11 protein-coding genes and 1 tRNA gene are annotated in these 14,197 nt (G+C 65.1%); 4 read left to right on the top strand and 8 right to left on the bottom strand.

Translation table 11 applies throughout. From position 1 onward, the window contains the following. The first annotated feature begins 116 nt into the window (after window positions 1–116). From rpsA to E5554_RS11740, 3 genes are all read left to right on the top strand, one after another. Window positions 117–1,829 (top strand): 30S ribosomal protein S1, encoded by a 1,713-nt coding sequence (gene rpsA, locus E5554_RS11750; protein WP_004207674.1) that lies wholly within the window; start codon window positions 117–119, stop codon window positions 1,827–1,829. Between the two features lie 181 nt (window positions 1,830–2,010). Then, on the top strand, window positions 2,011–2,301 hold the full coding sequence (locus tag E5554_RS11745; protein ID WP_004207675.1) for an integration host factor subunit beta: 291 nt from the start codon (window positions 2,011–2,013) through the stop codon (window positions 2,299–2,301). A gap of 47 nt (window positions 2,302–2,348) precedes the next feature. Then, a tRNA-Leu gene (locus tag E5554_RS11740) sits at window positions 2,349–2,434 on the top strand. Window positions 2,435–2,452: 18 nt separating this feature from the next. On the opposite strand, the gene E5554_RS11735 is transcribed toward E5554_RS11740, so the two are convergent. Then, window positions 2,453–2,752 carry a hypothetical protein gene (locus E5554_RS11735; RefSeq protein WP_099233156.1) on the bottom strand — a complete coding sequence of 100 codons (300 nt, stop codon included), beginning with the start codon at window positions 2,750–2,752 and terminating at the stop codon, window positions 2,453–2,455. 186 nt (window positions 2,753–2,938) lie between these two features. Here E5554_RS11735 and E5554_RS11730 point away from each other — a divergent pair, with 186 nt between their 5' ends. Continuing rightward, complete coding sequence (locus tag E5554_RS11730) at window positions 2,939–4,723, top strand: cation:proton antiporter (protein WP_004207677.1); 1,785 nt, start codon at window positions 2,939–2,941, stop codon at window positions 4,721–4,723. A 259-nt stretch (window positions 4,724–4,982) separates the two neighbouring features. Here E5554_RS11730 and E5554_RS11725 read toward each other — a convergent pair whose 3' ends face one another. The 7 genes from E5554_RS11725 to E5554_RS11695 form a co-directional block, all read right to left on the bottom strand. After that, a complete protein-coding gene (locus E5554_RS11725; RefSeq protein ID WP_136186883.1) occupies window positions 4,983–5,924 on the bottom strand; it encodes a glutaminase in 942 nt (313 codons plus the stop codon). Window positions 5,925–6,077: 153 nt separating this feature from the next. Continuing rightward, complete coding sequence (locus tag E5554_RS11720) at window positions 6,078–6,584, bottom strand: hypothetical protein (protein ID WP_136186882.1); 507 nt, start codon at window positions 6,582–6,584, stop codon at window positions 6,078–6,080. A gap of 42 nt (window positions 6,585–6,626) precedes the next feature. Beyond that, window positions 6,627–7,181, bottom strand: coding sequence for a nucleoside 2-deoxyribosyltransferase domain-containing protein (locus E5554_RS11715; RefSeq protein ID WP_136186881.1), 555 nt, complete (start codon window positions 7,179–7,181; stop codon window positions 6,627–6,629). A 40-nt stretch (window positions 7,182–7,221) separates the two neighbouring features. Beyond that, window positions 7,222–9,876 carry an alanine--tRNA ligase gene (alaS, locus tag E5554_RS11710; protein WP_136186880.1) on the bottom strand — a complete coding sequence of 885 codons (2,655 nt, stop codon included), beginning with the start codon at window positions 9,874–9,876 and terminating at the stop codon, window positions 7,222–7,224. Between the two features lie 204 nt (window positions 9,877–10,080). Further along, a complete protein-coding gene (locus tag E5554_RS11705; RefSeq protein ID WP_136186879.1) occupies window positions 10,081–11,340 on the bottom strand; it encodes a Xaa-Pro peptidase family protein in 1,260 nt (419 codons plus the stop codon). Then, window positions 11,327–11,953: a glutathione S-transferase gene (locus E5554_RS11700; RefSeq protein ID WP_136186878.1), complete on the bottom strand. Its 627-nt coding sequence runs from the start codon at window positions 11,951–11,953 to the stop codon at window positions 11,327–11,329. The genes E5554_RS11705 and E5554_RS11700 overlap by 14 nt, the downstream gene beginning before the upstream one ends. A 65-nt stretch (window positions 11,954–12,018) precedes the next feature. Then, window positions 12,019–14,133 carry a malate synthase G gene (locus tag E5554_RS11695; RefSeq protein WP_136186877.1) on the bottom strand — a complete coding sequence of 705 codons (2,115 nt, stop codon included), beginning with the start codon at window positions 14,131–14,133 and terminating at the stop codon, window positions 12,019–12,021. Between the last annotated feature and the right edge of the window lie 64 nt (window positions 14,134–14,197).

The raw sequence follows: 14,197 nt of genomic DNA, 5'->3' as shown, positions 1-14,197 counted from the left end.
GGCGTTCCAACGCCCAACTCCTTGGATACGCAGGCGGTATTCGGCCGCATGCGTGGTTTGGCCAAAGACCATCGGACACAACCGATTGGCCAGCAATGATGAGTGAAGGACCAACCATGGCCTCTACGGCATTCCCCTCGCGCGACGATTTCGCCGCGCTTCTCAATGATTCTCTCGGTGGCGAAGACGGCGGCTTTGAAGGCCGCGTCGTAAAGGGCACCGTCACCGGCATCGAAAACGACATGGCGCTGATCGACGTCGGCCTGAAGTCGGAAGGCCGCGTGCCGCTGCGCGAATTCGCCGCTCCCGGCCAGAAGGCTGACCTCAAGGTCGGCGACGAAGTCGAAGTCTATGTCGACCGCGTCGAAAACGCCCATGGCGAAGCCATGCTGTCGCGCGACCGCGCTCGCCGCGAAGCCGCCTGGGACAAGCTCGAAGCCGAGTTCACCGAAAGCGCCCGCGTCGAAGGCGTCATCTTCGGCCGCGTCAAGGGTGGCTTCACCGTCGACCTCGACGGCGCCGTCGCCTTCCTGCCCGGCTCGCAGGTCGACATCCGCCCGGTTCGCGACGTCACCCCGCTCATGGACATCCCGCAGCCCTTCCAGATCCTCAAGATGGATCGCCGTCGTGGCAACATCGTCGTGTCGCGTCGCGCCATCCTGGAAGAAACCCGCGCCGAACAGCGCTCGGGCCTGATCCAGACCCTGGCCGAAGGCCAGATCATCGAAGGCGTCGTCAAGAACATCACCGACTATGGTGCGTTCGTTGACCTGGGCGGTATCGATGGCCTGCTGCACGTCACCGACCTGTCGTACAAGCGCATCAACCACCCGAACGAGATGATCAACATCGGCGATACCGTCCGTGTCCAGATCATCCGCATCAACCGCGAAACCCAGCGCATCAGCCTCGGCATGAAGCAGCTGGAAAATGATCCGTGGGAAGGCGCCGCCGCCAAGTACCCGGTCGGTGCAAAGCTGTCGGGCCGCGTCACGAACATCACCGAATATGGTGCGTTCGTCGAACTGGAGCCGGGCATCGAAGGCCTGGTCCATGTTTCGGAAATGTCCTGGACCAAGAAGAACGTCCACCCCGGCAAGATCGTTTCGACGAGCCAGGAAGTGGAAGTCATCGTTCTCGAAGTCGATCCCGAGAAGCGCCGCATCTCGCTCGGCCTCAAGCAGGCCCAGTCGAACCCGTGGGATTCGTTCGCAGAACGTCACCCGATCGGTTCGACCGTCGAAGGCGAAGTCAAGAACGCGACCGAATTCGGCCTGTTCATCGGCCTGGACGGCGACGTCGACGGCATGGTCCATATGTCGGACATCGCCTGGGGCATCTCGGGCGAAGACGCGCTGGCGCTGCACCGCAAGGGCGAGACGGTTCAGGCCGTCGTTCTCGACATCGACGTCGAGAAGGAGCGCATCAGCCTCGGCATGAAGCAGCTTGAGCGTGGCGGTCCGGCCGCTGGCGGCACCACCGCCGCTGCTGCTGGCCTGAACAAGAACGCGATCGTCACCGTGACCGTTCTGGAAGTTCGCGACGGCGGCCTGGAAGTCCAGGCTGGCGAAGATGGCGCCACCGGCTTCATCAAGCGCAGCGACCTGGGCCGCGACCGCGACGAACAGCGTTCGGAACGCTTCCAGATCGGTCAGAAGTTCGACGCCATGGTGACCGGTTTCGACCGCGCCAAGAAGCCGACCTTCTCGGTCAAGGCGATGCAGATTGCCGAAGAAAAGCAGGCTGTTGCACAGTATGGCTCGTCGGACAGCGGCGCGTCGCTGGGCGACATCCTGGGCGAAGCGCTCAAGGCCAAGAACGAAGGCTAATCCCTTCCTTCCTGCCAACAGGCAAAGAAAAGCCCGCCGGAACCCATGTTCCGGCGGGCTTTTTCATGCCCTTCCACCACTTCCTTGCCCTATCGAAACGATTTCGTTGCTCCCCGATTGTCAACAGCTTTCCAATTGTTTATAAATGTCGGCAGGGGAAATTAGGGGTGCTGGAGGAACTATGATCCGTTCTGAACTGATCCAGAAACTCGGCGAAGAAAATCCGGGCCTCAGCCTGCAGGAAGTGGAAAGGATCGTCGATCTTTTCTTCCGCGAGATTGTCGATCGCCTGTCGAGCGGCGGCCGGGTCGAACTGCGCGGCTTCGGCGCCTTCACCACCCGCGCCCGCGATGCCCGCACCGGCCGCAATCCCCGCACTGGCGAACAGGTGCCGGTCTCGGCCAAGCGCGTGCCCTATTTCAAGCCGGGCAAGGAAATGCGCGAACGGCTGAACGGCAAGGCCGCCGACTGATCAGCCCCTTGACCTGCCGCGCCTGAGCCTTCAGGGGAAGGCGCAGCGCGGACGTGGCGAAATCGGTAGACGCAGCGGACTTAAAATCCGCCTCCCCCTGGGAATATGGGTTCAAGTCCCATCGTCCGCACCAGGCGGCTTTTCTCGACAATCAGAAATCGGCGCTGATCAGCGCCAGGCGATCGAGCGCCAGCATTTCCCGGCGGGTCGGATGTTCGGGATCGTCGGCGCCCAGCCACAGCCTGACCAGTTGCCCCTCTTCCATCCGTGCCAGTTCGGACGCAATCTCGACATCGGCGGTGGGGCTCATGCTGCGGCCGCATGCGCGGGCATTGATCTGCGCCGCAAGGGCCGCATTCTTGCCGGCCAGGGCCTGTTCGACCCTTGCCCAGATCAGGATATCCCCGGCACTGATCGGCGCATCTTGCAGCGGCGCAGCCATCATTCCCATCACCATTCGTCCATAGCAAATCCGACCGCCCTTCTAGCGCCGCCGGTTTTGCGTCGGGATGTCCGGAAAATTACAGGCCGGTAACGCAAATGTCACATCGCACCGCCCCCGCCTGCGCTGGCGATTTGCCCGGAATTCTTTTGGCAAAAGGCTGGCATTTCCGTGCGTCACCCGCAATGATGCCCCATGACCGATGCAATCAATCCCCAGAGCTTCAGCGACTCCCTCGTCATCCTGGGCGCAGCGGGATTGGTCATTCCCGGTTTCGCCCGCTTCCGCATCAGTCCCGTCATCGGTTTCATCCTGGTGGGACTTGCCGTCGGTCCGGCAGGACTTGGCTCGCTGGTCGGCCAATATCCCTGGCTCTATCATGTCACCATCTCCAATCGGGCGGCGATTGAGCCATTTGCCGAACTGGGCGTCATATTATTGCTCTTCTCCATAGGTCTGGAACTGAGCTTCCGGCGATTGTGGAGCATGCGCGCGCAGGTGTTCGGCGTCGGCGCGACCGAATTGCTGGGCAGCGCCGCGCTCATTGCCATGGGCCTCTATCTGCTGGGACAGCCGACCGCCGGCGCGATCGGTCTCGGCCTTGCCCTTGCCCTGTCCTCCACCGCCGTGGTGCTACCGATGGTCGGCACCCAGAGCGCCGTAGGCCGCTCCGCCTTCTCGATGCTGCTGTTCGAGGATCTGGCGCTGGTGCCGATCATCTTCATGCTCGGCGCGCTGGCGCCATCGGTCGCGACGAGCCCCGACGCCGCCTGGAACGAACTGGCGACCACCCTGCTCAAGGGCGGCCTCACCATCGCGGTGATGCTGGTATTCGGCCGCATCTTCCTGCCCCATATCTTCCGCCAGGCAGCGCGCACCAAGAGCCCGGAAGTCTTCCTCGCCGCCAGCCTGCTGGTCGTCATCCTCTCCAGCCTTGCCACCTCCATCGCTGGCCTGTCGCCGATCGTCGGCGCCCTGCTCGCGGGCCTGCTGATCGCAGAGACCGACTATCATGGCGAGGTCGAGGTGATGACCGCGCCGTTCAAGGGCCTCGCGCTCGGCGTCTTCCTCATCACCGTGGGCATGAGCCTCGACCTGCGCGTCATCCTCGCCAACTGGCCCAGCCTGCTGCTGGCCGTGCTGGGCGTCGTCGTCGCCAAGACATTGGTCACCGGCCTGCTTCTCTATTTCTCGGGCGTGCGCAAGGGCGTTGCGCTGGAAGTCGGCGTGCTGATGTCCAGCCCGTCGGAAACCACGCTGATTGTGCTATCGGCGGCTGCCGCGGCGAAGCTGATCCTGCCTTCTACCGCCGCCTTCTGGCAGATCGTCACCGCCATCGGCCTCACCATCACGCCGCTGCTCGCGCGCTTCGGCCATGACATCGCCCAGCGGCTGGAAAATGCCATTGGCGAGGAACGGGTCGAGACCGAACCGGACCAGACCGAGGCGGCGGCCGTCGTCATCGGTTTCGGCCGGGTCGGCCAGATGGTCTGCGACCTGCTCAAGACCCATGGCCAGCGCTTCATCGTCGTCGAATCCGATCCCGATGTCGTCGCCGAGGCCCGCCGCCTGGGCTATCCGATCCTCTTCGGTGACGTCGCGCGGGCGGAAATGCTCGACCGCCTGCGCCTTGGTCATGCCCGCGCGCTCATCCTGACGATGGACGATCCGGTCCTGTCGGTGCGCGTCACCAAGCGGGTGCGTGGCTGGGTGCCTGACCTGCCGATCATCGCCCGCGCCCGCGACGCCGATCATGCCGCGCAACTCTATAAGGCCGGGGCCAGCGACGCCGTGCCCGAAACGCTCGAAAGCTCGCTGCAACTGGCCGAAACCGCGCTGGTCGACCTCGGCGTCGCCATGGGGCCGGTGATCGCCTCGATCCACCAGGCGCGCGAGGATCTGCGCGTCGGCATCAAGGAAGCCGCCCAGCTACAATCCGCCCCCCGCCTGCGCCGCCTGCGTCAGGACGAAGTGCCCTGAGGCGCTAGGGCTTTCCTATTGCGCCTGTCTCTGTTCTATCCTTGCCGATGGAACGCACTCACTACATCGCGACTGATCGGCAGTGACTGTTGCGTCGCTGTCGCCTGGCTGTCGCTTCACTGTCGCGTCGAAGGCGCGTGGCCGTGCCCCGATTGTCACGTCACTGTCGCGTCGGTGGCGCGTGGCAGGCGCGTTTCCGGTGCAAATGGCCCAAATCTATGCTGACGACACTGTGAACTTCGACTGTCGCGTCGCCGCGTCAGCCCTGATGCACTTCGGGCGGGCTGAACACCGACCAGCCGGTCCGCCGCGCCAGCATCTCCAGCGCTTTGGTGCCCAGCGCGCTGTTGCCGCTGGCGTTAAGACCGGGCGACCAGACCGCGATCGCCGCGCGGCCGGGCACGATCGCCAATATGCCACCGCCCACGCCCGACTTGCCGGGGATGCCGACCCGGAACGCAAAATCGCCCGACGCATCATAATGGCCGCAGGTCAACATCAGCGCATTGATGCGCCGTGCCCGGCTGGGCGACACGACCCGTCCGCCCTCGGGGTGGCGTCCGTCGAGCATCAGGTAACGGCCCGCCAGCGCCAGTTGCCGGCAGCTCATCTCGATCGCGCATTGATGGAAATAGCTGCCCAGCACCAGATCGACCGGATGACGGACATTGTTGAAGGCGCGCATATAATTGGCGAGCGCCATGTTGCGATAGCCGGTCGCCGTTTCCGACGCGGCAACCTCCTCATTGATGCGGATCGCGTCGTCGCCGGCCAGATAGCGGACGAAGCGCAGCATCTCGCCGATCGCCACGCGCGGCTGATGCCCGCCCAGATTGACGTCGGCGACCACGATCGCCCCGGCATTGATGAAGGGATTGCGCGGGATGCCATGTTCCTGCTCCAGCTGGACAATGGAGTTGAAGGCATTGCCCGACGGCTCACGCCCGACCCGATCCCACAACTGGTCGCCGACCTTGCCCAGCGCCAGCGTCAGCGCGAACACCTTGGAAATGGACTGGATCGAAAAGCCGGTGTCAGCGTCGCCGCCGGTCAGCAGCCGCCCGTCGGCAGTAGCGATTGCGATCCCGAACTGGCCGGCATCCACCTTCGCCAGTTCGGGAATATAGCTGGCAACAGTGCCCCGCTCCGTCTCCCTGGCCATGGCGGCCACGATATCGTCGATCAACGCTGTCAGATCCATGGCAGCCTCTTAGAGCCTGTTTCAAAAATCGCGAAAGGGCGATTTTTCGCTACGGTACCAGCCCGCGCCCCCGCCCAACCGCCCGATCCAGTGTCATCCTGTCGGGTGGTTGGGCGGGGGCGCGGGCTGGTACCGGCTTTCTCAAACGGAGATTCAGCCAAACAGCCAGTGGCCCAGCATCCGGTCGAACGGGAAGGTGAAGAAGCCGGCGATCAGCAGCGCGCCCGTCACCATGCCGCGCACCGACCGACGGTGGCGCTTGAGGTCATGGCGCCGCGCAGACAGCACGATGATCGGCACCTGGATCAGGGTGAAGATCGACAGGATATGGATGATGCTGAACCGACTGCCCGGCCCGTGCAGCAGGAAACTGTCAAGCGCGGTCAGGAACAGCGCGCCGCTCCACACCCAGCCCAGCCAGCGATGCCGCCCGTCGCCGCGCTGCCGCAACAGCATCACCGGCGTCAGCGCCAACGCGACCAGGATCGTCAGCAGATGGAACCAGACGAGGCCCGGCACCTGCCCCCACTGCCCATGCCCCCGCCCGATCGCGGTCAGCACCACGGCGAGCAGGATGACGGACGCCACCGCCAGTACGCGTTCATAACGGTCGGGCGCAATCCCCTTGGGCTGCGACGATGTGCTTGCAATGCTGGCCATATATCCCCCTGCATCGCAACTTGTCAGCCATGCAGGGTCGGGTCAATTGGCTGCGGGCAGCGCCTTGTTGACCGCGCCGATGCGCCGGCGGACCACGGCGGTCAGTTCCTCGATCGTCGACACCTGTTCCACGCTATAGCGGGCGGCAGTGATGTCGACATTGCCCTTGCGCCAGAAGCCGTCGGGACACAGCACGACCAGTTTCCCGCCGCGCGCATGCAGCCCCATTTCCAGCAGGCTGACCGGGCTCTGCGTGCCCGGCGCCAGATAGAGGATGATGATGTCGGCGCTGTCCAGTGCGGCCAGTTCCCATTCCACCTGGCCACGGAAATGGGGATCGCTCGCTTCGGGCTTCCAGGCCGGGTTCCAGTCCGCCCGGCGCGGGTTCAGGATCGTCACCTTTTCGTCGGCCAGCGCCGCAATCATGTCGCGCTGCCAGTCGGTCGCCTTGCCCATGTCGATGCTGCCGCCCAGGAACAGACGCGCGCGATCATGCGCGGCCGGCAACGGCTCGGGCGAGGTGATGGTCACCGCCTCGCTCGCCCGCGCCGTCATCGGCAGGGCGAGCAGACAGGATGCAAGGATCAGGCGCAGCATAGGGACGAAAGGCGCACCGGCGGCGCGCCTCCCCATCCTGTCAGGCCGGAACGCTGGCGAGTGCGGCCTTGACCGCGTCGATCGCGGCCTGCGCCTTGTCGCCATCGGGGCCGCCGCCCTGGGCCATGTCGGCACGGCCGCCGCCGCCCTTGCCGCCCAGCGCCTCGACGCCCGCACGGACCAGATCGACCGCGCTGAAGCTACCGGTCAGGTCGTCGGTCACGCCCACGGCAATGGTCGCGCGGCCATCGACCACAGCCAGTACGGCCGACACGCCGCTGCCAAGCGTCTTCTTGTTGCCGTCGACAATGCCGCGCAGTTCCTTGGGGTCGAGGCCGTCGATCACCTGGCCCAGGAAGTCGACGCTGCCGACCTTCTCGGGACCGGCCGGCTTGGCCGAACCGCCACCGCCCAGCGCAAGCGCCTTCTTGGCTTCGGCCAGTTCCCGTTCCAGCTTGCGGCTCTGCTCGACCAGCGCGGCGATGCGCGCGGGCACCTCTTCCGGCGTGGTCTTGAGCGCGGCTGCGGTCTGGCGCAGCTTCTCGTCACGCTCGACCAGCCACAGGCGCGCCGCCTCGCCGGTCAGCGCCTCAATCCGGCGCACGCCCGAAGACACGGCGCTTTCCGACACGATCTTGAACAAGGCGATGTCGCCCAGCGCGCGAACATGGGTGCCGCCGCACAGTTCGACCGAATAGCTGTGGTCGTCGCCCTTACCCATCGAGAGGACGCGAACCTCGTCGCCATATTTCTCGCCGAACAGCGCCATCGCGCCAGCGGCGATCGCGTCGTCCGGGGTCATCAGCCGGGTCATGACCTCGTCATTATGACGGATCTGCGCGTTCACATCGGCCTCGACCTTGGCGATCTGCGCCTGGGTCAGTGCCTCGGGATGCGAGAAGTCGAAGCGCAGGCGGTCGGCCGCGACCATGCTGCCCTTCTGGGTGACATGGCCGCCCAGTTCCTTGCGCAGCGCGGCATGGAGCAGGTGAGTGGCGCTGTGATTGGCGCGAATGCGATCGCGACGCTCGACATCCACCGTCAGGTTGACGGTATCGCCGACCTTGACGCTGCCCGCGCTGATCGTCGCCTGATGGGCATGCAGGCGGCCAAGCGGCTTGGACGTGTCGGCCACCTCGGCCACCAGGCCGCCCAGCGTGGTGATCGTGCCGGCGTCGCCATTCTGGCCGCCGCTCTCGCCATAGAAGGGCGTCTGGTTGGTGATGATCGTCACCTTGTCGCCGACCGACGCCGCATCGACGCGCGCGCCATCCTTGATGATGGCCAGCACTTCGCCCTCGCCCTTGGTCGAGGCGTAGCCGATGAACTCGGTGCTGCCGAGCGTTTCGGCGATGTCGTACCAGATCTCGTCCGACGCCTTCTCGCCCGATCCCTTCCAGGCGGCGCGCGCCGCGGCCTTCTGCTCGGCCATGGCGGCGTCGAAGCCAGCCCGGTCGACAGACAGGCCCTGGGTGCGCAGCGCATCCTCGGTCAGGTCATAGGGGAAGCCATAGGTGTCATAGAGCTTGAACGCGGTCTCGCCGGGCAGGGTCGCGCCCTCGGCCAGATCGGCGGTCGCCTCGTCCAGCAGCTTGAGGCCGTTTTCCAGCGTCTTGCGGAACCGGGTTTCCTCGCGCAGCAGCGTTTCCTCGATCAGCGGCTGGGCGCGGACCAGTTCGGGATAGGCACCGCCCATTTCCGACACCAGGCTCGACACCAGGCGATACATCAGCGGATCCTTGGCACCGATGATGTGCGCATGGCGCATGGCGCGGCGCATGATCCGGCGCAGCACATAGCCACGGCCTTCATTCGCCGGCAGCACGCCGTCGGCGATCAGGAAGCTGGTCGAGCGCAGATGGTCGGCGATGACGCGGTGGCTGGCCTGGAACTCGCCGTCGGTCGCGGTGCGGGTCAGCGCCCCGCTCTCGGCGATCAGCGCCTTGAACGTGTCGATGTCATAATTGTTATGGACGCCCTGCATCACCGCGGCGATGCGCTCCAGCCCCATGCCGGTGTCGATCGAGGGCTTGGGCAGTTCCGAAACGATCTCGTTGGCTTCCTGCTCATATTGCATGAAGACCAGGTTCCAGATCTCGACGAAGCGGTCGCCATCCTCTTCCGGCGATCCGGGAGGGCCACCCCAGATATGATCGCCATGGTCGTAGAAGATTTCCGAGCAGGGACCGCACGGGCCGCTGTCGCCCATCGCCCAGAAATTATCCTTGGTCGGGATGCGGATGATCTTGTGATCGGGCAGGCCGGCAATCTTCTTCCACAGGTCGAACGCCTCGTCGTCCGTGTGGTAGACGGTCGTGGTCAGCTTTTCCGCGGGCAGGCCCCATTCCTTGGTCAGCAGGGTCCAGGCGTGATGGATCGCCTGTTCCTTGAAATAGTCGCCGAAGCTGAAATTGCCCAGCATTTCAAAGAAGGTGTGGTGGCGCGCGGTATAGCCGACATTGTCCAGATCGTTGTGCTTGCCGCCGGCGCGGACCGACTTCTGGCTCGACGTCGCGGTCTTGTAGGGGCGCGTTTCCAGACCGGTGAAGACATTCTTGAACGGCACCATGCCGGCGTTCACGAACATCAGCGTCGGGTCGTTGTGCGGCACCAGCGGCGCGGACGGAACGATGGTGTGGCCATTGGCCCCGAAATAATCGAGGAAGCTGCGGCGAATGTCGTTGGTCGAGGTCATGCGCGCGATTTAGTGGGAAGCGGCCCGCCGCACAAGCGGGGGATTTGGTCTATTCCTCCCCGGCACGGGGAGGTGGCGGCGCGAAGCGCCGACGGAGGGGCACCGACGGGCAGTCGGAGACTTTCAGTCACGCAAAGCGCTCATGGCGCCTGCCCCTCCACCACGCCCTGCGGGCGCGGTCCCCCTCCCCGTTCCGGGGAGGAATTACCCCATCGGCTCTTCGATCGACATCGGCGGTCTGGAGAACCATTGCGGCCCCTGTGCGGTCATGTGGAAGCAATCCTCCATGCGCACGCCCATCGTGCCGGGCAGGTAGAGGCCCGGTTCGTTGGAAAAGCACATGCCGACGTCCAGCTTCGTCGTTTCGCCATGGACGAGGTTGACCGGCTCATGCCCCTCCATGCCGATGCCATGGCCCGTGCGGTGAGACAGGCCGGGCAGCTTGTAACCGGGGCCGTAGCCCAGTTTCTCATAATAAGCGCGGACCGCATCGTCGACCGTACCGGCCGCCACGCCCAGCTTCGCCGCCCGGATCGCGACCTGCTGCCCCTGCGCCACTTCGTCCCACAGCTTGCGCTGCTGCGCCGTGGGTGCCGCGCCGTAGACGAAGGTGCGACTGATGTCGGACTGATAATCCTCGACCGTGCAGCCGCAATCCATCAGCACCACCTCGCCCGCGCGCACCGACTGCGGCTTCCCGGAACCATGCGGATAGGCGGCCGCTTCGCCGAGCAGGATCAGGTTGAACTCGCCCTTGCCGCCCAGCGCACTGGTCGCGGCCGTCATCAGCGCGCCGATATCGGCAGGGGTCATGCCCGCCTTCACCTGCGGATGGGTCCAGCGATAGGCGCCCATGGTGACATCCGCCGCCTTCTGCATCAGCGCGATCTCGGCCGCCGTCTTGCGCATGCGGATGGCGCGGGTCACCGGGTCTTTCACCAAAGTCGCGGCGGGCAGCGCGGCCTTCAGCCCATCGACCGCGAAATAGCGGACCGTCTCCTCGATGCCGATCCGCCCCTTGTCCAGGCCCCGCGCCTTCAGATAATCGGCGATCGACGCATAGGGGCTTTCATGCTCCTGCCAGACGCGGACCTCGGCCGGAATGGCGAGCGATTCGTCGATCGAGGGCTTCTCGAAAAAGGGGCAGACGACCAGAGGCGTGCCGCTGGCCGGAATGACCAGCGCGGTCAGCCGCTCGGAACGCCACCAGCGGATGCCGCTGTAATAGATAAGGCTCGCGCCCGGCTCGACCAGCAGCGCGTCGATGCCCTGTGCCTGCATCATCTTCTGCGCCCGCGCCAGCCGGTCGGCACGCTCGGCCTTGCCGATCGGCGTGATATCGCCCGTGATCGACTGGAGCGCCTCACCCGCCTTTTCCTGCGCGAACAGGCGCGGACTGACCAGCGCGGTGGCGACCCCGGCAGCGGCATAGCGAAGCAAGGTGCGGCGATCAGGCGTAAGCATAATGTCCCCCGGTGCGAAGCGCAGCCTGATAGGCGGGCCGCGCCTGTATTCTCTCCAGCCACCCGATCAGATGCGGACGCGATTCGTCAAGCCCGCCGCGCGCCCGCGACGCCTCGATCGGGAAGCTCATCATCATGTCGGCGGCGGAGAAGTCCGGCCCGGCAAAATAGGGGCGGCTTGCCAGTTCGCTTTCCAGCCAGTCGAGATGATCGTCCAGCATCCCCTGCACCGTTGGCCGTGCCGGCCGGCCGAGCAGGCCCAGCTTGCCGACCACCAGCAGGGCCAGCAGCGGCGGCATCATCGATCCTTCGGCATAATGGAGAAACTGGCGCCAGCGGATCGCGCCCTCTGCATCGGTCGGCGCGCCGAACCGACCACCGGCCCGAGCGACCAGATATTCCATGATCGCCCCGGTCTCGATCAGCCGATGGCCATCCACCTCCACCACCGGCGACCGGCCGAGCGGATGGACGGCGCGCAGGGCGGCGGGCGCCCGCATCGTCTTGCGGTCCCGCTCATAGCGGCGCACGTCATAAGCCTCGCCCAGTTCCTCTAGCAGCCACAGGATGCGCTGCGAACGACTATTGTTCAGATGATGGACGATGATGGTCATGGCGCCTCTCCCATGCTGCGACCCAATCAGGGCTAACGCAGCATGGGAAAGAGTGACAGCGAAGTTTACGCTATCTCGAGGACTTCCTCCGCCTTGGCGCGGGCGCGATAGGCGTGCAGCAGCGGCTCGGTATAGCCATTGGGCTGCGCGACACCCTCGAACACCAGCGCGCGCGCCGCCTGGAAGGCCAGGCTTTCGCCCTCCCGCCCGCTCATCGGCTGATAGAGCGGATCGGCTTCATTCTGCGCATCAACCTTGGCCGCCATGCGAACCAGCGCGGCATCGACTTGGCTCCCCGTGCAGACGCCGTGCAGCAGCCAGTTGGCCATATGCTGCGAAGAAATGCGCAAGGTCGCGCGATCCTCCATCAGGCCAACATCATGGATATCGGGAACCTTGGAACAGCCGACACCCTGGTCGATCCAGCGGACGACATAGCCCAATATGCCCTGCGCATTATTGTCCAGTTCCTGCGCGATCTCTTGTTCGGAGAAATTGCGGCCGACCGCGACGGGAATGGTCAGCAACTTGTCGAGCGACGCGATGCCCTCGGCCTTGCGTTCTTCCTGACGGGCAAAGACGTCGATGCGGTGATAATGGGTCGCGTGCAACGTCGCCGCCGTCGGGGACGGAACCCAGGCGGTGTTGGCGCCGCTCATCGGATGGCCGATCTTCTGCTCCAGCATGTCGGCCATGCGATCGGGCGCCGCCCACATGCCCTTGCCGATCTGCGCGCGGCCCGACAGTCCACAGGCCAGGCCGATCTGGACATTGCGATCCTCATAGGCCGTGATCCAGTCGCTCGCCTTCATCTCGCCCTTGCGGATCATCGGCCCGGCCTGCATCGACGTGTGCATCTCGTCCCCGGTGCGGTCGAGGAAGCCGGTATTGATGAAGACGATCCGGTCGCGGACGGCATGGATGCAGGCTGCCAGATTGGCCGATGTGCGCCGCTCCTCGTCCATGACGCCGACCTTGATCGTGTGGCGCGCCATGCCCAGCATGTCCTCGATCGCGTCGAACAGGCGGTTGGTGAAGGCCGCTTCCTGCGGCCCGTGCATCTTGGGCTTGACGATATAGACGCTGCCCGCGCGGCTGTTGCCATCCGCCTTGGCCAGATCATGCAGCGCGATCAGGCTGGTGACGATGCCGTCGATGATCCCCTCGGGCGCGTCCTGCCCATCGGGCAGCGCGATCGCCGGCGTGGTCATCAGATGACCGACATTGCGGACGAACAACAGGCTGCGGCCCGGCAGCGTGAAGGCGCTGCCATCGGGTGCAACATAAGCGCGATCGGGATTGAGCGCGCGGGTCATCGACTTCCCGCCCTTCTCGAACGTCTCGGTCAGGTCGCCCTGCATCAGCCCCAGCCAGTTGGCATAGGCGGTGACCTTGTCCGCCGCATCGACCGCCGCGACCGAGTCCTCCAGATCGCAGATGGTGGTCAGCGCGGATTCCAGGATGACGTCGGATATGCCGGCCGGATCGGTCGCGCCGATCGGATGGGCCGGGTCGAAGACGACCTCGATATGCAGGCCATTATGGCGGAACAACCTGCCCTTCGCACTCGTGCCGACGAACTGCGCCGGATCGGCCAGGACGATTTCCTCGCCCGCCAGATCGGCCCAGCTTCCCATTGCCAGCGGAACGGCATCGTCCAGAAACGCCTTGGCCCAGGCGATGACCTGCGCCCCGCGCGCCGCATCATAACCCTTGCCCGAAGCCGCGCCCGCAATGGCATCGGTGCCATAGAGCGCATCATACAGGCTGCCCCAGCGCGCATTGGCGGCGTTCAGCAGGAAACGGGCGTTGAGGATCGGGACGACCAGTTGCGGCCCGGCCATGCGGGCGACTTCGGCATCGACATTCTCGCTGCCGATCCCGAACGGCGCCGGTTCCTCGACCAGATAGCCGATCTCGCGCAGGAAGGCCTGATAGGCAGCGGCGTTGTGCGCCTGTCCCCGGCGCACCTGATGCCAGGCATCGATCTGCGTCTGCAGGTCGTCGCGCGTGCGCAGCAGCGCCGCATTATCGGGGGTGAAGCGCGCCAATATGTTGGCAGTGCCCGCCCAGAAGGCGTCGGCATCGATGCCCGTGCCCGGCAGCGCGCGCTGTTCGATGAAGTCGGCCAGCGTTGCGGCGACCTTCAGGCCGGCGCGGTCGGTCATACGGTCGGTCATGCAATCCACTCCTTGCTATGCCGTCCTTTTACGCCTTTCCAATTATGCCGTGTAGACGCTATTA

The organism is Sphingobium sp. PAMC28499 (assembly GCF_004795815.1).
Taxonomy (GTDB): Bacteria; Pseudomonadota; Alphaproteobacteria; order Sphingomonadales; family Sphingomonadaceae; genus Sphingobium; species Sphingobium yanoikuyae.
Note: the sequence above shows the minus strand (reverse complement) of the source record. Positions and strands in the feature narration are given on the sequence as shown.

What these genes read in the sequence shown, in the direction of transcription:
- rpsA (WP_004207674.1), top strand. Translation starts at nt 117, where the DNA reads ATGGCCTCTACGGCATTCCCCTCGCGCGACGATTTCGCCGCGCTTCTC.
- E5554_RS11745 (WP_004207675.1), top strand. Translation starts at nt 2,011, where the DNA reads ATGATCCGTTCTGAACTGATCCAGAAACTCGGCGAAGAAAATCCGGGC.
- E5554_RS11735 (WP_099233156.1), bottom strand. Translation starts at nt 2,752, where the DNA reads ATGGGAATGATGGCTGCGCCGCTGCAAGATGCGCCGATCAGTGCCGGG.
- E5554_RS11730 (WP_004207677.1), top strand. Translation starts at nt 2,939, where the DNA reads ATGACCGATGCAATCAATCCCCAGAGCTTCAGCGACTCCCTCGTCATC.
- E5554_RS11725 (WP_136186883.1), bottom strand. Translation starts at nt 5,924, where the DNA reads ATGGATCTGACAGCGTTGATCGACGATATCGTGGCCGCCATGGCCAGG.
- E5554_RS11720 (WP_136186882.1), bottom strand. Translation starts at nt 6,584, where the DNA reads ATGGCCAGCATTGCAAGCACATCGTCGCAGCCCAAGGGGATTGCGCCC.
- E5554_RS11715 (WP_136186881.1), bottom strand. Translation starts at nt 7,181, where the DNA reads ATGCTGCGCCTGATCCTTGCATCCTGTCTGCTCGCCCTGCCGATGACG.
- alaS (WP_136186880.1), bottom strand. Translation starts at nt 9,876, where the DNA reads ATGACCTCGACCAACGACATTCGCCGCAGCTTCCTCGATTATTTCGGG.
- E5554_RS11705 (WP_136186879.1), bottom strand. Translation starts at nt 11,340, where the DNA reads ATGCTTACGCCTGATCGCCGCACCTTGCTTCGCTATGCCGCTGCCGGG.
- E5554_RS11700 (WP_136186878.1), bottom strand. Translation starts at nt 11,953, where the DNA reads ATGACCATCATCGTCCATCATCTGAACAATAGTCGTTCGCAGCGCATC.
- E5554_RS11695 (WP_136186877.1), bottom strand. Translation starts at nt 14,133, where the DNA reads ATGACCGACCGTATGACCGACCGCGCCGGCCTGAAGGTCGCCGCAACG.